The 19,692-nt window shown below is 66.1% G+C and carries 11 protein-coding genes; 6 read left to right on the forward strand and 5 right to left on the reverse strand.

Annotation, left to right across the window (positions count from 1 at the left end):
* The 5 genes from GV819_RS26425 to GV819_RS26445 all read left to right on the forward strand — a co-directional run.
* The coding region (locus GV819_RS26425) for a T6SS immunity protein Tli4 family protein (RefSeq protein ID WP_256667603.1) at positions 1-617 on the forward strand (617 nt) is incomplete at its 5' end.
* A 299-nt stretch (positions 618-916) separates the two neighbouring features.
* Positions 917-9,607, forward strand: a complete 8,691-nt coding sequence (locus tag GV819_RS26430) for a glycoside hydrolase family 94 protein (RefSeq protein WP_161758992.1) — start codon at positions 917-919, stop codon at positions 9,605-9,607.
* A gap of 68 nt (positions 9,608-9,675) precedes the next feature.
* Positions 9,676-10,419, forward strand: coding sequence for a Crp/Fnr family transcriptional regulator (locus tag GV819_RS26435; RefSeq protein ID WP_161758993.1), 744 nt, complete (start codon positions 9,676-9,678; stop codon positions 10,417-10,419).
* 85 nt (positions 10,420-10,504) lie between these two features.
* Positions 10,505-11,746, forward strand: a complete 1,242-nt coding sequence (locus tag GV819_RS26440) for an amidase family protein (RefSeq protein WP_218579777.1) — start codon at positions 10,505-10,507, stop codon at positions 11,744-11,746.
* Between the two features lie 91 nt (positions 11,747-11,837).
* The gene (locus tag GV819_RS26445; protein WP_161758994.1) at positions 11,838-13,238 is read left to right on the forward strand and encodes a flavin monoamine oxidase family protein; all 1,401 of its coding nucleotides are present in this window, start codon (positions 11,838-11,840) and stop codon (positions 13,236-13,238) included.
* Between the two features lie 37 nt (positions 13,239-13,275).
* On the opposite strand, the gene GV819_RS26450 is transcribed toward GV819_RS26445, so the two are convergent.
* From GV819_RS26450 to GV819_RS26460, 3 genes are all read right to left on the reverse strand, one after another.
* Entirely contained in the window at positions 13,276-14,187 is a 912-nt protein-coding gene (locus GV819_RS26450; protein ID WP_161758995.1) for a universal stress protein, read from the reverse strand.
* A 91-nt stretch (positions 14,188-14,278) separates the two neighbouring features.
* Complete coding sequence (locus GV819_RS26455) at positions 14,279-15,352, reverse strand: NAD(P)-dependent alcohol dehydrogenase (RefSeq protein WP_161758996.1); 1,074 nt, start codon at positions 15,350-15,352, stop codon at positions 14,279-14,281.
* A 164-nt stretch (positions 15,353-15,516) separates the two neighbouring features.
* Entirely contained in the window at positions 15,517-16,650 is a 1,134-nt protein-coding gene (locus GV819_RS26460) for an MFS transporter (protein WP_161758997.1), read from the reverse strand.
* Positions 16,651-16,750: 100 nt separating this feature from the next.
* Here GV819_RS26460 and GV819_RS26465 point away from each other — a divergent pair, with 100 nt between their 5' ends.
* The gene (locus GV819_RS26465; protein WP_161758998.1) at positions 16,751-17,515 is read left to right on the forward strand and encodes an AraC family transcriptional regulator; all 765 of its coding nucleotides are present in this window, start codon (positions 16,751-16,753) and stop codon (positions 17,513-17,515) included.
* Between the two features lie 12 nt (positions 17,516-17,527).
* Here the strand turns inward: GV819_RS26465 and GV819_RS26470 are convergent, their stop codons facing one another.
* Together GV819_RS26470 and GV819_RS26475 are read right to left on the reverse strand one after the other, a co-directional pair.
* Positions 17,528-17,968 carry a carboxymuconolactone decarboxylase family protein gene (locus GV819_RS26470; protein WP_161758999.1) on the reverse strand — a complete coding sequence of 147 codons (441 nt, stop codon included), beginning with the start codon at positions 17,966-17,968 and terminating at the stop codon, positions 17,528-17,530.
* 126 nt (positions 17,969-18,094) lie between these two features.
* Positions 18,095-19,537: a mechanosensitive ion channel family protein gene (locus GV819_RS26475; protein ID WP_161759000.1), complete on the reverse strand. Its 1,443-nt coding sequence runs from the start codon at positions 19,535-19,537 to the stop codon at positions 18,095-18,097.
* Between the last annotated feature and the right edge of the window lie 155 nt (positions 19,538-19,692).

Here is a 19,692-nt window from a genome sequence, read left to right on the forward strand (position 1 = left end):
TCGTGTCTAAACCAGAGGGTCGGGCATATTATCGAAAAGGAGAAATATCAGTCGATAGAGAGCGTCGGGGCATTGAAATCGCTACCTCTCTAGCCCGCAACCTACGCTCTCGCGAAGCCAATGAGATCCCCACCGAGCCGGGGTTCTGTATGGACCGGGCCTATATCGCGGGAAATAGTTTTCAAAGTGAAGACTTCGGGATTGGCGTGACCTTCCCGGAACACCCTGGGGCCTTCTTGTCGTTCAGATCCAGCACCGGAGCCGAACAAGATCGGTTATTGGACCGAGTGGGGGGATTTCTGATGGGGGCGGCCAAGCTGGTTGCAGGCATCGAGACCCTGCGCAAAAGAGAGCGTGACGGTGCAGTTCCAGGCGAAGAGTATCTGCTGGCAGGCAGCACAAAGGGGCAGCGCGCCTATACCTTCCTCTGGGAGGCCCAGGGCAAGGACGAGTCGGTCAGCGAACCCCACCTCAAGGCGGAATTGAGCGTAGAGGAACGAAGCTCCGATGAACATGGCAACCCACCGGCTCCGACTTTCAAATCCGATAAAGCAGCACTGGAACTGTGGGACGCCATCATCGATTCAATTCGCCTGCGTCCGGTATCGACGCCTTAAGGCGACGGCAGTAACCGGGTGCTCAAGGCTGCAAAACCAGAGAAGCAGCCTTGAGCAAAGGCCTGGAAAGGGCTGGCCGTAAGGGCGAAACCGCCAGCCGCCGCGACCGCAGCAACGGATATGTGCCCCCTATGTGCCCCAACGCACAGACAACACCCCCGCAGCCGCGCAACCTTCACGGTTGAACATTTTTGCCTGACACGCCCGTCGCGACGGTGCATGGATTTGACCGCACGCCCCGCTCCCGGCCCTCCTTCGCACCCTGTGCCGAGGGATGGCTCTGTTATGCCAAGGAAAACATGGACAGTCATTGGACCCACGCATTCCTGAGGTTCTGGCGTCTGCCCGCCGCCAGATATGGTCAATGGAAGGCCTCGCGCAAGACCGTCGAATACGAGGCGCCGCTGCGCTCGGAATTGTTCAGCAGTGAACAGATGGCCAGCCACGGTACCCTGCTGGCGCAACAGCACCGCCTGAGCCAGAGCCGTACTCCGGACTGGCTGCTGGCTCGCCTGGCGGACAACGCCAGCGCCCTGGCCAGTTGCTGCAAGAGCCTGACCGCCGCCACCCGCACTTCACCCCGCGCCACCCCCGCCGCCGAATGGCTGCTGGATAACTACTACCTCTTGGAAGAACAGATCCGCATCACCCGCACGCACCTGCCAAGGGATTACAGCCGGCAGTTGCCGCGCCTGGCCAATGGGCAGTCGGCGGGCCTGCCACGGGTCTATGACATCGCCCTGGAAACCATTTCCCACGGCGACGGCCGGGTCGACAGCGACAGCCTGGGACGCTTCGTCGACAGCTACCAGAGCGTCACGCCACTCAAGCTCGGCGAGCTGTGGGCGATCCCGATCATGCTGCGCCTGGCCTTGATCGAGAACCTGCGCCGGGTGGCCTTTCGGGTCATGGCCAACTGGGCCGAACGCAATCTGGCCAACGACTGGGCCGATCGCTTGATGGAAACCGCCGAACAGGACGCCAAGAGCGTGGTGCTGGCAGTGGCCGACATGGCGCGCTCGGCACCGCCGATGAGTGCGTCCTTCGTCGCCGAACTGGCGCGGCGCCTGCAAGGGCAGAACGCGGCCCTGGTGCTGCCCCTGGCCTGGATCGAGCAGTTGCTGGGAGAGACCGGCCTGAACATCGAACGCCTGGTGCAGCTCGACGCCCAGCAACAGGCCGCCGATCAGGTGTCCATCAGCAACAGCATTTCCAGCCTGCGCCTGCTCTCGGCGAGCAACTGGCGCGAGTTCGTCGAGCTGATGAGCCGGGTCGAACAGGTACTGCAAGAGGACCCGGCAGGGGTCTATGCCGATATGGATTTCGCCACCCGCGACCATTACCGGCATGTGCTCGAACGCCTGGCCCGGCACTGTCCCCACAGTGAGGAACAGGTGGCCCGCCAGTGCATCGAACTGGCCCGTGCGCATTACCGGGCCGACACCCCCGAAGCCGTGGCCGGGCACGTCGGGCACTACCTGATCGGCGCCGGACGCCGCACCCTGGAGCAGCAGATCGGCGCCCGGGTGCCCCTGGCAGAGCGCGGCCGGCGCCTGCTGACCCAAGCCCCCCTGGGCTTTTTCCTGGTGCCGGTGATGCTGCTCTCAGCGCTGTTCGCCTGGCACTTTCTCGACGCGCTGTACCAGGAGGCCGAGCCCGGCAGCTACTGGCTGGCCCTGCTGGCCGTACCCGCCCTGCTGCTCAGCAGTCGGCTGGCCATCGGCCTGATCAATGGCCTGGTGACCCTGACCGTGGCTCCGGGGATTTTGCCGCGCCTGGACTACAGCGAAGGCATTGCGCCCAGGGCCCGGACCCTGGTGGCGGTACCTTGCCTGATCGGTTGCGCGGCGGATGTCGAGGAGCTGGTGGAAGGCCTGGAAGTCCGCTTTCTGGCCAACCGCGATGCCCAGTTGTACTTCGCCCTGCTCAGCGACTTTCTCGACGCCCCCAGCGAAACCCTGGACAGCGACGCCGGCCTGCTGGTGCTGGCCCAACAACGGATCGAGGCGCTGAACCTGAAATACCCCGAAGAGGCCGTTGAGCGCTTCTACCTGCTGCACCGCCCGCGCCAGTGGAACAGCGCTGAGCACTGCTGGATGGGCCATGAGCGCAAACGCGGCAAGCTCGAAGACCTCAACGCCCTGCTGCGCGGCCGCGGCCGGGAGCGTTTTTCGCTGATCGTCGGCGATATCCAGGCGCTGCCGAGCATCACCTATGTGATCACCCTGGACAGCGACACCCAGTTGCCCCGGGACGTGGCCCAACAATGCGTGGGCGCCATGGACCACCCCCTGAACCGGCCCCAGGCGGACCCCGTCAGCGGGCGCATCGTCAGTGGCTACGGGATTCTCCAACCGCGGGTCGGCATCAGCCTGTCGAGCACCGCCCGCGCAGCCTACGCCCGGCTGTTCGCCAGCGACGCCGGGATCGATCCCTATACCCGCGCGGTGTCGGACGTCTATCAGGACCTGTTCCAGGAAGGCTCTTTCGTCGGCAAGGGCATCTATGTCGTGGACACCTTCGAACAGACCCTGGGCGGACGCTTCGCCGACAACCGGATTCTCAGCCACGACCTGATCGAGGGCTGCTACGCCCGCTCCGGGCTGCTCAGCGATGTGCAGCTGTTCGAGGAATACCCCGCCCGCTACAGCGCCGACGTCAAGCGTCGCCAGCGCTGGATCCGCGGCGACTGGCAATTGCTGCCCTGGCTCCTGCCCTGGTCGCCCAAGGCAGCGGGCGGCCTGGAAAGCAATCGCCTGAGTCCCCTGGCGCGCTGGAAGATTCTCGACAACCTGCGCCGCAGCCTGGAACCCATGGCCCTGCTGGGCATGCTGTTGTGGGGCTGGCTGGGAGCCAGCCACCCCCTGGCCTGGACCCTGGCGGTGTTGATCCTGCTGTTGGTGCTGCCACTGTCGGCGGCCTTTCGCGAGCTGTTGCACAAGACCCCGGATGTACCGCTGCAACAACATCTGGCCGCGGCCCTGGGCAGTGCCGGCCAGCACTTGGCCCGGGCCCTGCTGCCCCTGGCCTGGCTGCCCTATGAAGCCGCCTACAGCCTGGACGCCATAGGCCGCGCCCTGTGGCGCATGGGCATCAGCAAACAGCACCGGCTGCAATGGCAGCCGTCCCGGGAAGCCGAACGCGGTCCTGATGACAGCCTGCTCCAACTTTACCGGCGCATGTCGATCGGCCCGCTCCTGGCCCTGTTGCTGATGGGGCTGCTCGGGCCGCGCCCACAACTGCTGATGGCCGCACCGTTCCTTCTCGCCTGGCTGGCCGGCCCGGCCCTGGCCTGGTGGCTGAGCCGGCCCGCGACCCAGGTCGAGTTCGTGCCGTCCAGCAGCCAACGGCGCTTCCTGCAGAGCCTGGCTCGACGCACCTGGGCCTTTTTCGACCAGTACGTCGGGCCCCAGGACAACTGGCTGGCCCCGGACAACCTGCAGGAGCAGCCCCAGCATCGGGTGGCCCATCGCACCTCGCCGACCAACCTCGGCCTGGCCCTGCTGGCGCATCTGGCAGCCCATGACTTCGGCTACCTGAGCAGCCGCCGGCTGTTGCAGCGCCTGGAGCAGATGCTGGCCAGCATGGGCCGGCTGGAGCGCTATCGCGGGCACTTCTACAACTGGTACGACACCCAGAGCCTGCAACCTTTGCCGCCGCGCTATGTGTCCACCGTGGACAGCGGCAACCTGGCGGGCATGCTGCTGACCCTGCGTCCCGGGCTGCTGGCCCTGGTGGAGACAGCGCCAGCGCTGCTGCAAATCGCCAACGGCCTGCTGGACAGCCTCGATGTCTACCAGGACGCCCTGACGGCCGCCGCCCAGGACACCGCGCCAGTGCTGCGCTGGCGCCTGGAAACACGAGCCGTGCATGAACACCTGAGCCTGCATGCCGATGCCGGCGCCGGCGGTTTGCTGGGGCTGCTGCAACGGATCGCCGAGGGCACCGCCGAGGCGCAGGCCGAGGCCACCGATGATGTCACCTTCTGGCGCGAGGCCCTGGCCGCGCAATGCCGCGACCTGCACGACGAGCTGCAATGGCGCACCCTGCCGCCGATGGCCGATGGCCGCCGGCTCGGCGTCCTCAGCTGGCGCCAGTTGGCGCAACTGGACCCCGCGCACTGGCTGGCGATGCACCGTCAACGAATCGCAACCCTGAAGGAACTGGCACTGGAGCGCATCGCCTGCGTGAACCAGTTGCTCGAAGGCCTGGTCGGCATGACGCAGATGGACTTCGGCTTTCTCTACGACAACCGCCGTCATCTGCTGGTGATCGGCTACAACGCCGATGAAAGACGCCTGGATGCCGGGTACTACGACCTGCTGGCCTCGGAAGTGCGCCTGACCCACTACGTCGCCATCGCCCAGGGACAACTGCCCCAGGAAAGCTGGTTCGCCCTCGGCCGCCTGCTCACCAGCAGCGCCGGCACCCCGGTGCTGCTGTCCTGGACCGGCTCGATGTTCGAGTACCTGATGCCGATGCTGGTGATGCCCAGCTACCAGGGCACCCTGCTGGACCAGACCTGCCGCGCCGCCGTGGCCTTGCAGATCGAGCACGGCCAGCAGTTGGGCCTACCCTGGGGCGTATCCGAGTCGGGCTACAACACCCTCGACAGCCAGTTCAACTACCAGTACCGGGCATTCGGCGTGCCGGGCCTGGGGCTCAAGCGTGGCCTCGGTGCGGAACGGGTGGTGGCGCCCTATGCCAGCGTCCTGGCGCTGATGGTGGCGCCACAGGCCGCCTGCCAGAACCTGCAACGCCTGGCGCAACTGGGCCTGGCTGGACGCTTCGGCCTCTATGAAGCCGTCGACTACACCGAATCGCGCCTGCCTCGCGGCCAGAACCACGTGCTGGTGCAATCGTTCATGGCCCATCACCAGGGCATGAGCCTGCTGGCCCTGGCCTGGCTACTGCTGGACCAGCCGATGCAACGGCGCTTCGAATCCGATCCGCAGTTCCAGGCCATCGCCCTGCTGCTGCAAGAACGGGTGCCGAAAACCGCGGCCCAGTACCTGCACGCCGCCGGTGCTCCAGCGGCCGACGAGGCCGCCCGGGCCCACGAAAACAAACTGCGGGTGTTCGCCGACCCGGACCGCAAGCGCCCGGCGGTGCAACTGCTTTCCAACGGCCATTACCACGTCATGCTCAGCAGTGCCGGCGGTGGCTACAGCCGCTGCAACGAGCTGGCGGTGACCCGCTGGCACGAAGACCCGACCCGCGATCACTGGGGCCAGTTCTGCTACCTGCGGGACGTCGCCAGCGGCGACTTCTGGTCCGCCGCCTACCAGCCGACCCGGCACCGCCCGGAAAGCTTCGAAGCGATCTTCACCGATGCCCGGGCCGAGTTCCGGGTGCGCGAGCGGGACTTCGACAGCCACACGGAAATTGTCGTGTCCCCCGAAGACCCGATCGAACTGCGCCGCCTGCATATCAGCAACCGTGCCCGGGTACGCCGCAGCATCGAGCTCACCAGCTACGCCGAAGTGGTCCTGGCCCCGGCCCAGAGCGATGCCGCTCACCCGGCCTTCAGCAACCTGTTCATCGAGACCGAGCTGCTGCTGCCGTTGCAGGCCATCGTCTGCAGCCGCCGACCCCGCGCCCAGGAACAGCCGGTGCCCTGGATGTGCCACTTGCTGGCGGCCCACGGCGTCGATATCGACGCGATTTCCTACGAAACCGACCGTGCGCGCTTCATCGGCCGTGGCCGCGATCTCGCCGCCCCCCTGGCCCTGGACCCGCAGATCGAGCGGCTCTCGGGGACGGCCGGACCGGTGCTGGATCCGATCGTGGCGATCCGTTGCCGGATCACCCTCGATCCCGGCCAGAGCGCCACCATCGACCTGGTCACCGGGGTCGGCGACAGCCGCGAACAGTGCCTGCAACTGATCCACAAATACCGCGACCGACACTTGGCAGACCGGGTCTTCGACCTGGCCTGGACCCACAGCCAGGTGCTGTTGCGCCAACTCAACGCCTCCCTGGCAGAAGCCCGGCTGTTCCAACAGATGGCCGCATCGTTGCTCTACGCCAACGCCACCCTGCGCGCCGATAGCAGCCTGCTGCTGGCCAACCGGCGCAGCCAGTCGGGGCTCTGGGGCCAGGGCATTTCCGGCGATCTGCCGATCGTCCTGCTGCAAGTCGGCGACCTGGCCAACATCACGCTGGTGCAGCAGTTGATCAAGGCCCACGCCTACTGGCGGCAGAAAGGCCTGGCGGTGGACCTGGTGATCTGGAACGAGGATCAGATCGGCTACCGCCAGCAACTCCAGGACCTGATCATGGGCCTGGTGACTTCCGGCAGCGAGGCGAGCCTGATCGATCGTTCGGGCGGCATCTTCGTGCGCCCGGCCCAGCAACTGTCCAGCGAAGACCGCACGCTGATGCTGGCGGTGGCGCGGCTGGTGATCAGTGACAGTCGCGGCAGCCTCGCCGAGCAGGTCCATCGGCGTCGTGCCGATCCGTCGCTGCCGCGCCTGGAAGCGCCTCTGGTGCGTCTGCCGCAGCCCGCCATCAGCGCTGCGCCCGCACCGCTGCCGGAGCTGATTCTGCAGACGCCTTATGGCGGTTTCAGCAGCGACGGCCGCGAATACCTGATCACCCTCAACCCCGGACAGCCGACCCCGGCCCCCTGGGCCAACGTCCTCGCCAACCCGCTGTTCGGCACAGTGATCTCGGAAAGCGGCAGCGCCTACACCTGGCGCGAAAACGCCCACGAATACCGCCTCAGCCCATGGCACGACGACCCGGTCAGCGACCCCAGCGGCGAGGCCCTGTACCTGCGTGACGAAGACAGCGGCCAGGTCTGGTCGCCGACTCCGCAGCCCTGCCCCGGCAGCGGCAGCTACCGCACGCGCCACGGCTTCGGCTACAGCGTCTTTGAGCATGAGGAGAACGGCATCCACAGCGAACTCACGGTGTATGTGGCGCTGGAAGCGCCGATCAAGTTCTCGCGGCTGAAGATCTGCAACCGCAGCGGCCGGCCGCGGCGGCTGTCGGTGACCTGCTACGTGGAATGGGTGCTGGGGGAGTTGCGCAGTCGCTCGGCCATGCACGTGGTCACCGAAAGCGATCCGGTCAGCGGTGCGCTGTTCGCTCGCAACCCCTACAACATGGAGTTCTGCGGGCACGTGGCGTTTCTCGACACCGATTCCCAGGTGCGCAGCTTCAGCGGCGACCGCAGCGAATTCCTCGGCCGCAACGGCAGCCTTGCGGCCCCCGCAGCACTGACCCGAGGGCGCTTGTCCGGACGCTCCGGCGCCGGTTTCGACCCGTGCGCGGCGATGCAGGTCGGCCTGGAGCTGGCGGACGGCCAGAGCCAGGAGGTGCTGTTTCGCCTGGGCGCCGAAGTCGATGCCAAGGCCGCTACGAGGCGGGTCCTGCAATACCGTGGCACGCAGATGGCGCAGACCGAGCTTGAAGCGGTGCACCGGCATTGGCAGCGCAGCCTCGGCACGGTGCAGATACGCACGCCGGAGCCGGCCGTCGACGTGCTGGCCAACGGCTGGCTGATGTACCAGACCATTGCCTGTCGCTTCTGGGCCCGCAGCGGCTACTACCAGTCCGGTGGCGCCATCGGCTTTCGCGACCAGTTGCAGGACAGCATGGCGATGATCCACGCCGAGCCGGCCCTGGCCCGCGAGCACCTGTTGCTTTGCGCCGCCCATCAGTACCCCGAAGGCGACGTCCAGCACTGGTGGCACCCGCCGCAGAATCGCGGGGTGCGCACCGGCTGCTCCGACGACTTCCTCTGGCTGCCCCTGGCCACCAGCCGCTATGTGCAGATCACCGGCGACCGCAGCGTGCTGGCGGTCGAGGTGGATTACCTGGAAGGCCGCCCGCTCAACCCCGGGGAAGAGTCCTACTACGACCTGCCCCAGGCTTGCGCGCTGCGCGAAAGCCTCTACCAGCACTGCCGGCGCGCCATCGAGCACGGCAGCCGGCGCGGCGTCCACGGCTTGCCGCTGATGGGCACCGGGGACTGGAACGATGGCATGAACCGGGTCGGGGAACGGGGCCAGGGCGAAAGCGTGTGGCTGGGCTTCTTCAGCCATGAGGTACTGCAACGCTTTGCCCTCACCGCCGAACAGCACAACGACCCGGACTTTGCCCGGGAGTGTCGGGATCAGGCCCTGGCCCTGCGGGCCGCCCTCGACACCCACGGCTGGGACGGGCAGTGGTACCGCCGCGCCTGGTTCGACGACGGCCAGGCCCTGGGCACCGCGAGCAACCTGGAGTGCCGCATCGACGCCATCGCCCAGAGCTGGTCGGTGCTGTCCGCTGCCGCCAGCGACGCGCGCCAACACCAGGCCATGCAGTCCCTGGACCAGTACCTGGTACGCCGGGACAGCGGCGTGGTGCTGCTGCTGGACCCACCGTTCGCCCACAGCCCCCTGGACCCCGGCTACATCAAGGGCTACGTGCCCGGGGTACGGGAGAACGGCGGCCAGTACACCCACGCGGCGGTCTGGGCCAGCATGGCCTTTGCCCGCTTGGGGGACAGTGCCCGGGCCTGGGAACTGCTGCGCATGATCAACCCGGTAAACCGGCGCAGCGCCGAACAGGTCGCCACCTACCGGGTCGAACCCTATGTGATGGCCGCCGACGTCTATGGCGTGCCCCCCCACACCGGGCGCGGCGGCTGGAGCTGGTACACCGGCTCGGCGGGCTGGATGTACCGGCTGATCGTCGAGTCGCTGCTGGGGCTGCGCCGTGAAGGCGACAGCCTGTACATCGAGCCGGTGATCCCGGCGCACTGGCCGGGTTACACCCTGGACTATCGCTTCGGTGCCACGCTGTACGGTATCGAAGTCCGCCAGAACCCCGGCGCAACCCTCAGCCTGAGCCTGGACGACCGGCCCCTGGTGGGGCTGGCGGTGCCGCTGCTGGATGACGGCAACCCGCACCGGGTGTTGCTCACCTGGCCCGCGACCGCCATGCCCGCCGGGACCGGGCATTCCCAGGCCGCGGCCATCACTGAGTCAGCGCCATGAAGGACTCCGGGCACAGCCCTGGACTACCCTGAGTGGGCGCTGACGCCTTGCTATCCGGTGGTTATGACATGTTCGAAAACCTTGGGCTCGGGCCCAATCACCTGCTCAATGCACTGCCGGTCGAAGTGCAGGAGCGCCTGCTGCCTCACCTCAAGCCGGTGGCCCTGACCCTCGGCCAGGTGCTCTACGAATCCGGGGATGTACCAGGCCACGTCTACTTCCCCACGGACGCAGTGGTGTCGCTGCTGTACCTGATGGAGAACGGCGCTTCGGCGGAAATCGCTGTGGTCGGCAACGAGGGGCTGGTGGGCGTGGCCCTGGTCATGGGCGGCGAAAGCACCACCAGCCGGGCCATCGTGCAGAGTGCCGGGCATGCCTTGCGCCTGCCCGGGCAGCGCCTCAAGGAGGAGTTCAACCGCCACGGCGAAATGCTCTTGCTGATGCTGCGCTACACCCAGTCGCTGATCACCCAGATGGCCCAGACTGCGGTGTGCAACCGTCACCACTCCATCGACCAGCAACTGTGCCGCTGGCTCTTGCTGTCCCTGGACCGCCTGCCGGGCAACCAGCTGATCATGACCCAGGAGCTGATCGCCAACATGCTAGGGGTACGCCGCGAGGGGGTCACCGAGGCCGCAGGCAAGCTGCAACGCCAGGGCATCATCGAGTACAGCCGCGGGCGCATCAACGTACTCGACCGACCGCGCCTGGAACAGCACAGCTGCGAGTGCTACGCGGTGGTGCGCAATGAAACCGCGCGGCTGCTACCGTACCTGCCCATGGCAAATCAGGCGCAAAAGCCGCCGGACTGAAATTTCCTGATAGAAACCTCGCGCCAGAGGCGGAGAATCCTCGGCAGATTCCGCGCATGCCCGGCGCTGCGCCAGGCCTGTGCAGGTGCCCTTCTCTCCAGCCATGGCCAAGTACATGACGCCCGATACCTTTACTGACAGTGGTGCCTTCGTCACTCGCCAGACCTTTGCCCCTTACACCGAGGGCCCGCTCTCGGGACTCACGTTCGCGGTCAAGGACAACATCGACCTCAAGGGCCTGACCTGCTCCTATGGCAGCCCAGCCTGGGGCGCCGCACACCCGCCGGCGAGCCATCACGCCTTGTGTGTCGAGCAGTTGCTCAGCGCCGGGGCCACTTGCCTGGGCAGTACCGTCAGCGACGAATTCACCTACAGCCTGCAAGGGGAGAACCCCTTCTTCGGTACGCCGCTCAACCCCAAGGCCCCGGGACACATACCCGGCGGTTCGTCCAGCGGCTCGGCCTCGGCAGTGGCCTGCGGCCTGGTGGATTTCGCCCTGGGCACCGATTGCGCAGGCTCGGTGCGAGTGCCGGCAAGCTTCTGCGGGGTCTGGGGCATGCGCCCGACTGCGCAGCGCATCTCTGCCGCCGGCGTACTGCCCTCGGTGCCCAGCGTCAGCACCGTTGGAGTCCTGGCCAATAGCCTCGATAGCCTGAGCCGGGTCATGCCGGTGCTGCTGAGCAGTCCTGATGCGCAACCCCAGGCCATCGGCACGCTGTATGTGCTGGAGGACGCCATGGCGCTGGCCGACCCGGCAATCCAGGCGCTGCTGCGCGAACAGTTGCAGGCGCTGCAGCACCGTCTGCCCATCAATATCCAGCCGCTGACTTTCGCGCAGTTGGTCAAGGGCGACTGGGACTTGAAGGCTTGCAATGAACAGGCGCTGCGCCTGCTGCAGAGCGCCGAAACCGGCAACGCCATCGGTCATTGGCTTAACGTTTTCCAGCCTCAATGCAGCCCTGGTTTCCAGGCCGCCTTCGCCAATGTCCAACAGCTCGATCGCAGTCGGATCAACCTCGCACTGCAACACTGCGAGCAGTTGTTTGCCGCGGTCAGGGCCTTTACCGGCCCCGGCGATCTGTTCTGCTTTCCCACGGTGCCGCTGCTGCCACCGGGCAAAGGCCAGTTGCAGGATCCGCAGGCGATCATGGACTTCTACGACCGCTGCATGGCCGTCAGTTGTTTTGCCGGGGTCGCCCGACTGCCGGAGATTTCCATTCCGCTGGGCCAGGTCGAGGGCCTGCCGGTGGGCCTGTCCCTGGTTGCCGGGCACTACCAGGATCTGTTCCTGCTGGCCGCGGCCCGCGCGTTGTTCGCTGCAGATTGAAAACCACGGCTTGTCCATGACAGGCCTTCGAGGCAGACGCTACTCTGGGCGCCTGCCGCTGATTCTCTCCTGACCCACAAGAGCACCGCAGATGTCTTCAGATCCTTTCGCAACATCCCGCCGCTTGCTGCCGGTGGCCTGCCCTGCACCCTTGGAAGCAGTGCCCGGCGCAGTCACCCGGGTCCTGGTCGTAGGGGCCGGTTTCGCCGGCCTCGCCGCCGCCAACGCCTTGATGACCGCCGGGATCGAAGTGCTGGTAGTGGAGGCTCGCCCACGCATCGGCGGCCGCACCCAGACCCTGGCCCTGGGCAACACCCGGGTGGATGCCGGCGGCTCGTGGATTCACGACCCTGAAGGCAATCCCCTGAGCGAGCTGGCCCGATTCATGGGCCTGGGCACCCGTGAATTCTCCATCGCCGAGCTGTATGCCGGCATGGCCCTGATCGATCCGCAGGGGCAACCCCTGCCCCCGGCGCGGCGCACGCAGATCCTGGAATTGGCCGACAGCATCGAGGCCGAACTGATGGAGGATGCCGCTCAGTACCCGGCCGACCTGTCCCTGGAGCAATGGCTGGAGCAACGCCTGCAGGACATTGCCGATCCTGTTCTGCGGGACTGGGTGCACTTCGTGATCAAGACTGGATTGCAAGCCGATCTGGCGGCCCCCGCCCGGGACATTGCCCTGCTCAACTACAGCCTGGAGTGCGACTACGAGGGCGCGGACCGCTGCATCAGCGGCGGTTACCTGAACCTGCTCGCGGGCCTGGCCGAGGGCCTGCCCATCAGCACCGACTGGCCCGTGGCAAAGATCAACAGCGACGCCCATGGGGTGACCCTGGAATGCGCCGACGGGCGCCGCGAGTCTGGCTCCCATGTGCTGCTGAGCGTGCCCCTGGGGGTGCTCAAGGCCGAGGCCATCGAGTTTTCACCCGCCTTGCCTGCAGATAAATTGACGGCCATTCAACGCCTGGGGTTCGGCGCCTTCGAAAAGCTCTTGCTGAGCTTCGACCAGCCGTTCTGGTCCGCTGAAGAAGGTGCTTGCAGCGGGCTGCTGATCAAGGACCAGCCGGTCTTCCCCTACTGGATCGACCTGTCGCCCCTCACTGGCACCCCGACCCTGGCCGCCCACGTGTCGGGGCCTCCGGCCCGGGAATTGGCCAAGCTGGATGATCCGGCTGCCCTGGCCCTGGCTCTGGAAGTGCTGGCCACGGCCTGCGGCGGTCCGCTGCCGACACCCACCGCAGTGCACCGTACCAACTGGTTGAGTGATCCCTACAGCCGTGGCGCCTACCTGCACCTGACGCCACAGGCTACGGTGCAGGACATCGCCGAATTGGCTGCGCCCTGGGGCCGGGTGCTGCTGGCGGGAGAAGCCACCTCAAGCGAACGTTTCGGTTATGTCGATGGCGCCTATTGCTCCGGCCTGCGTGAAGCGGCCCGGCTGCTGCCGGGGGTCGAACTGGCGGTATCGATCGCCGAACCCGGGCGCTGACCCGGGCGCCGCATCAGCCCCCGGGCCGGCGCCGGTTTCAGGCCTCGCCCCCTGACTTGACCGCCAGGATACTGCCTGGCATCGAGTACAGGGCGCGCTCGGTGGTGCTGCCGATCAGCCGGCCAAAGCCGGTGCGATGCACGGTGCCCATGACCACCACATCCACCAGGTACTCGTCGACGAACTGGGCGATACCTGGCACCGGCGGCCCCATGATGAAGTGACGAAACTCCTGGGGCACGTTGTACGCATCCCCCAAACGCTCGAACTCCTTGTGCAAGGAATCGCGCAACTCGTCCAGGCAATTGACGCTCCAGGCGGTGGACGCCACCGGCGCCACACCGTCGAGCATGGGCGTCAGGTCATAGGCGTACAGCAGGTGCAGCTGTGCATCACATTGCAGGGCCAGGGCGTTGGCGGTCTGGATGATCAGCGCGTTGAGGCCGCTGATCTGGGTGTCGGACTGGGCCGGGTCGACTGCCGCGACGATGCGCCGTGGCAGTTTGTGCGGAGCGTCGTTGACCAGATGCACCGGCACCGGCGCGTCGCGCAGCAGGTGGCAATCCAGCGGGGTGACAAAGACCCGCTTGAGGGCCGATTCCAGGGTCACGTCCTTGATTAGCAGGTCAGGCTGGAACTCCGCGATGTACTGCAGCATGTCCTTGAGCACCTGAGTGCTCCAGACCACCTGGGTGGTGACCTCCACGCCCTGCTCGCGCATCCATTGCGCCTCTACCTCCAGCCAGCGTTCATGACGCTTCAGGTAGGCCTCGCGCTCGCTGTCCTCCAGGTGCTCTTCCCACAGGTAGGTACGGGCCGGTGGCTCGACGAACACCAGCGCATGCAGGGCCGCGCCGCTGGCCTGGGCCAGGGCAGCGGCGCGGCGCGCGGCAGGAGACTGATGCTGTTGGGGATCGGCGATCAGCAATAGACGCTGGTACTGGCTCATGGTGCACCTCCTTGGACGTTGATTGACCTTGAGTGTCGAGCCTAGCGGGCCCGGGCGCCTTGATATGCATCAAAGGCGCCCGGCTCGCGGATCAAGGCGTCACGGCAATCTTCATCACCCCGTCGCGCTGGCTGGCGAACAACTCGTAGGCGGCCTCGATGTCGTCGAGTTTGAAACGGTGGGTCACCAACGGCTTGAGATCGACCTGGCCGCTGGCGACCACTTCCATCAAGCGCCGCATGCGCTCCTTGCCGCCCGGGCACAGGGTGCTGAGGATGCTCAGGTCGCCGAGGCCGGCAGCGTAGGCATCCAGGGGGATACGCAAATCAGTGGAATACACCCCCAGGCTCGACAGCTTGCCGCCCGGCCGCAGGACCCGCAGTGCCGACTCGAAGGTGCCCTGGGTGCCCAGGGCCTCGATCGACACATCGACCCCACGGCCGTCGGTCAGGGCCATGATCTGTTCCACTACGTTGCCCTGCTTGAAGTCCACCACATGGGTAGCGCCCAGTTCGCGAGCGACGCTCATGCGCGCCGCGACCGTGTCGACGCCGATGATCGTGGTAGCGCCCTTGAGCCGGGCCCCGGCCACCGCGCACAGGCCAATCGGCCCCAGGGCAAACACCGCCACGGTGTCGCCAATCGCCACTTCGGCGCGCTCGGCACCGGAGAAGCCGGTGGACATGATGTCCGGGCACATCAGCACTTCTTCGTCGCTAAGGCCGTCGGGGATCGGGCACAGGTTGGCCAGGGCATCGGGTACGCGCACGTACTCGGCCTGGCAGCCGTCGATGGTGTTGCCGAACTTCCAGCCGCCGCTGGCCTTGAAGCCGTGGCGGGTGTCGGGGCCGTCCTGGGAGCCGCAGCCACACAGGCAGGCATAGCTCTGGCCGCTGGGGGTGATGGCCCCGGCGATTACCCGCTGGCCTTCATGAAAACCACGGACCTGGGAGCCCAGGCGCTCGATGATGCCTACCGGCTCGTGGCCGATGGTCAGGCCCTTGGCCACCGGGTATTCACCGCGGAGGATGTGCACATCGGTGCCGCAGATGGTGGTGGTGGTAATGCGTACCAGGGCGTCCTGTGGACCGATTTCGGGGATGTCCTTGTCTTCCAGCACAATGCGGTTCTTTTCCACGAATACCGCTGCTTTCATCTTGGCCATGTTGCCGATCTCCATTGCCGGGAAGGGGTCTGCGCCACTGCACAGCTCAGCTGACAGGCTGCGCGGATACCCCGGGGGAAGGCTTGATCATGGTCAAACAATGCAACCTTCAGGGGCAATGGGCCGACCGTAGGTCGGAAAGCCCCAAGGCTCTGGGTCGGCCATTAGCCAGCATTGCGCGCCCGGACCAGGCTCAACAACAGCGCCACCGCGCCGCACAGGATCAGGCTCGGCCCCAGGGCCTGGCCCCAGCCCACCAGCAGCAAGCCCGCGCCAATCAGCAGGTAATAGAACAGGCCGAACAACGCCCCCGCACTGCCCAGGCGGTCGCTGTAGGCCACCAGCGCCGAGCCGAGGATGTTCGGAATCGCCAGGCCAAAACCCAGCACCACGGCGAACATCGGCGCCACCAGCCACAGGCTGTGGCGCAGCCCCAGAACCCCCACCCCACCCATCAGCACCGCCAGGGTCGCCAGCACCAGCAAGCGTTCGCTGCGCCAGCCCTGGCCGAGCAAACGCCGGTTGAGCCAGGCGCCGAAACCGGAGCCCAGGGCCAGCAAGGCGCCGCTGTAGCCGAACCAGGCCTCGCCCTGCCCCAGGCTGCGGAACAGGAAAGGGCCCAGGCTGTAGTAACTGAGCAGGGCAACATTGAACAACGCCACCAACAGCGCCGAACACCAGATCCCACGATCCCCGAGCATCTGCTTCAGGGTCGCCCCCAGAGGCGCCGGAACCTGCAACGCCGGGCGGGTTTCCGGCAACGCACGGACGCACCAGCCCAGCAGCAACAGGGCCAGCACCAGCAAGCCCGCCAATGCGCCCGAATAGCCCCAGGCCCGGCTGAGGCCAGCCCCGGCGCACAGGCCGATGGCCGGGCTGGCCGCCAGGACCATGCCCACCAGGGAAAACACCCGGATCAACGCCTGCCCCTTGAACAAGTCCCGCAACAGGGTCTGGGTCACCACCGACGCCGCCGCGACCCCGAGCGCCGCCAGGGCCTGAGCCAGCAAAAAACCGGCAAAACTATTCGCCCCCAACGCCAGCAGCGTCGCCAAGGCATACAGCGCCAACCCTCCCAGCAGCGCCGGGCGCCGGCCCCAGCGGTCACTCAGCCAGCCCCAGAGCACGACCCCGGGGGCGAAGCCAAACACCAGCACCGACAGGCTCTGGGCGGCCTGCTCCGGGGTCACCCCAAACGCCCGGCCAACATCCACCAGGGCCGGGCTGTAGAGGGTCTGGGCGAGCTGCGGAAACATCAGCAGGGCCATGGCCAACAGCAATAGGGGAAGGGATTTCATCAGCTACACACTCGGCAAAAAAACGATGCCGGCGATTCTAGGCACCTGCTCGTGGCGTATTATCGCAACCTTGCCAACTAACAGTGGAAATCGGACAAGCATGGCATGGCTCGACGCTCAGGCACGTTTTGATCCCGACAGCTTCCAGGTGCCGGTGATCGGTATCGCCGCGACCCTGGGCGACCACGACTCAGGTCTACACCAGCACCGACGCGGGCAATTGCTCTATACCCGCCAGGGCTGCACCCGCATCACCCTGGCCGATCGCCTGTGCCTGTTGCCGCCGTCACGCGCGGCGTGGATACCTTCCCAGGTCCGGCATCGGGCGCAGATGCAACAGAGCGTGGACTACCGCTCGTTGTACTTCAGCGCCGAACTGTCGGCGAGCCTGCCGCAGCAGGTGGCGGTGATCGACGTCAGCCCGCTGCTGCGCGCCGTGCTGGAACCCATGGCCCTGGCGCCATTCGACAGCGACTGGAGCCAGGGCCGCTACCCCCATTTGCTGGGGCTGTGCCTGGAAGAAATCCGCGAGGCCGTGCAGCAGCCATTGTCCCTGCCGCTGCCCCGGGACAAACGTCTGCAACCCCTGCTGGAAGACCTGCAGCAGCTGCCGCCAGAATTGCAGGTACTGGCCACCCGGGTCGGCGCCAGCAGCCGTACCATCGGCCGGATTTTCCAGCGCGAAACCGGCCTCGGCTATCAGCAGTGGCGCCAACAGTGGCGACTGATGCGCGCCATCGAGTTGCTGTCCACCGGCCGCAGCATCGGCTACAGCGCCTTCGCACTGGGCTTTGCCAGCGACAGCATCTTCATTGCCTTCTTCAAGGCCATGACCGGCACCACGCCGCGCGCCTACTTCAAGTAACGGGCGCCGGCTTCAGTCCTGAGGCAGTTTGCGAAAGCCCACCGCCAGGCGGTTCCAGCTGTTGATGGTGGAGATCGCCATGCTCAGGTCGACGCATTCACTGGCGCTGAACTGGCTGGTCAACCATTCATAATCGGCATCCGGCGCATGGGTTTCGCTGAGCCGGGTCAGGGCTTCGGTCCAGGCCAGGGCCGCACGTTCGCGCGGGGTGAAGAACGGGCTCTCGCGCCACACCGCTACAGCAAACAGGCGGCGCTCGGTTTCCCCGTGCTTGAGGGCATCGCGGCTGTGCAGGTCGACACAGAAGGCGCAGCCATTGATCTGGGACGCCCGCAGCTTGACCAGTTCGACCAGGGATTTTTCCAGGGGCAGCCTGGATACCGCAGTTTCCAGGGCGATCATGGCTTTCAGGGCCTCTGGGGAGGCGGTATAGAAATCGAGACGAGGTTGCAAGGTTCAAGCTCCGGAATCAGTCGACATGCTGCCACCTTACGTCCCGGCCGTGCGCTGACCAATGACCAATCCCGCAGAACTTCAATAGACCAATGCAGCCGCTGCCGCCGGCGGCGAGGGCACGGATCAGGTGCGGCTGCGCAGCCATTGCATAAAGCCCTTCTTGGCCACTGGCTTGGGTGAGGACTGGGCCAGGCTCAAGGCAATGTGCTGGCGGAAATCCAGCAGGGTCTTCATCGCGTCGCCGATGTCGTGGCGGGCATCCAGGCAAGGTTTGAGGAACTCGTTGTCGATGCGGTACAGACTGCAGAACGTCTTCGCCGAGAACTCCGCCACGGTGGCCTGCTCGGCCACCAGGCCCGCTTCGCCAATCACTTCGCCCGGGCCCATGCGCCCGGCTTCGAAGGGTTTGCCGTCGCGTTGCATGCTGACCGTCACCACGCCGGACTCGATGATGAACAGGTGATCGCTGACCTCGCCTGCGGGCAGGATGGTTTCGCCAGCACGGAAGGTCTGCAGCTGCATGTTCTGGCTGAAGGTGTCCTTCTCCTCCTGGCGCAAGGTGGAAAAGATGCTCGAGCGGTCCAGCAACGCCCTGGGTCGCGACAGGTTCGTCGACTGCGCCGCCTCGCCCGTGGACAGCAGGCTGATGCCGCTGGCCTGCAGATGCCGGAACGCCAGGTCGAACAGCTGGTTGCGCACCTCGCGCTTGTGCCCCATCTGCGCGACGAAACCGCTGATCTCATACTCGACGCCACTGCTGCCGGAGCTTTTCAGGGCCACGCTGGGGGCTGGGACACTCAACAGGAACCGACAGCCGAGCATCGCCCGCTCCAGCGCCTCGATGACTTTCTGCGGGCGCGCGTGGGGGCTGAGCTGCAAGCTCACGGCAATCCCGTACAGGTCCCTGGGCCGGCTGAAATTGGTGATCTTGGCCTTGGACGCCAGGGAATTGGGGATCACCACCATGCTGCCCTGTGAAGTCTGCAAGCGGGTCGCGCGCCAGTCGATGTCCACCACCTTGCCTTCGGTGCCGTCGATGGCGATCCAGTCATCGATCTGATACGGCTTGGTGGTATTGAGCACGATGCCCGAGAACAGGTCGCTGAGGGTGCTTTGCAGCGCCAGGCCGACAATGATCGCCAGGGCTCCGGAGGTGGCCAGCACGCCCTTGACCGGCAGGTCCAGCACATAGGCCAGGGCGGCAATGATCGCGATCAGGAAGATCAGCGCGCCCATCAAGTCTTGCAGCAGTCGCCCGGTGTGCCCGACCCGCTGCATCATCAGGGTGCCCAGGAGCACCGTCAGGGTCCGCGCGCCAAACAGCCACCAGCCGATCTGCAATCCCGTAGCCGCCAGATGCAGGGGCACATCGTCTGGCCAGGGCGCAGGCTGCATGGGGTTCATGCCCTGGTTGAACAGCATCAGGCTGTAGAGAGAAAAAATCAGTACCCGCACCGCCAGTTTCCAGTGCTCGCCGCGACCGCCGATCAGGCGCCAGAGCACGACATCCAGGAGCAACAGGAACAGTGCGGCCAACAGCGGGTGATTGGCGAACAGGGAGAACATCAAGAAGCTCCGGCAGGACGAAGACGGCAAGATCGCACAAAAGATGCAGGAGCAGGTATAGCTGGAAAAGACCAACGCCGGAGCCTGGCCAGGGTGTTTGTCGTCGCCGTAAATCCAGGTCGGATTCGGCCAGCCCCGCGTCAGGCCACAGCCGC

Origin of the sequence: Pseudomonas sp. Fl5BN2 (genome assembly GCF_009908205.1) — a bacterium.
Taxonomy (GTDB): Bacteria; Pseudomonadota; Gammaproteobacteria; order Pseudomonadales; family Pseudomonadaceae; genus Aquipseudomonas.

Coding starts and splice junctions, on each gene's coding strand:
- GV819_RS26445 (WP_161758994.1), top strand. CDS start 11,838: ATGTCTTCAGATCCTTTCGCAACATCCCGCCGCTTGCTGCCGGTGGCC.
- GV819_RS26450 (WP_161758995.1), bottom strand. CDS start 14,187: ATGAGCCAGTACCAGCGTCTATTGCTGATCGCCGATCCCCAACAGCAT.
- GV819_RS26430 (WP_161758992.1), top strand. CDS start 917: ATGGACAGTCATTGGACCCACGCATTCCTGAGGTTCTGGCGTCTGCCC.
- GV819_RS26475 (WP_161759000.1), bottom strand. CDS start 19,537: ATGTTCTCCCTGTTCGCCAATCACCCGCTGTTGGCCGCACTGTTCCTG.
- GV819_RS26460 (WP_161758997.1), bottom strand. CDS start 16,650: ATGAAATCCCTTCCCCTATTGCTGTTGGCCATGGCCCTGCTGATGTTT.
- GV819_RS26455 (WP_161758996.1), bottom strand. CDS start 15,352: ATGGCCAAGATGAAAGCAGCGGTATTCGTGGAAAAGAACCGCATTGTG.
- GV819_RS26435 (WP_161758993.1), top strand. CDS start 9,676: ATGTTCGAAAACCTTGGGCTCGGGCCCAATCACCTGCTCAATGCACTG.
- GV819_RS26465 (WP_161758998.1), top strand. CDS start 16,751: ATGGCATGGCTCGACGCTCAGGCACGTTTTGATCCCGACAGCTTCCAG.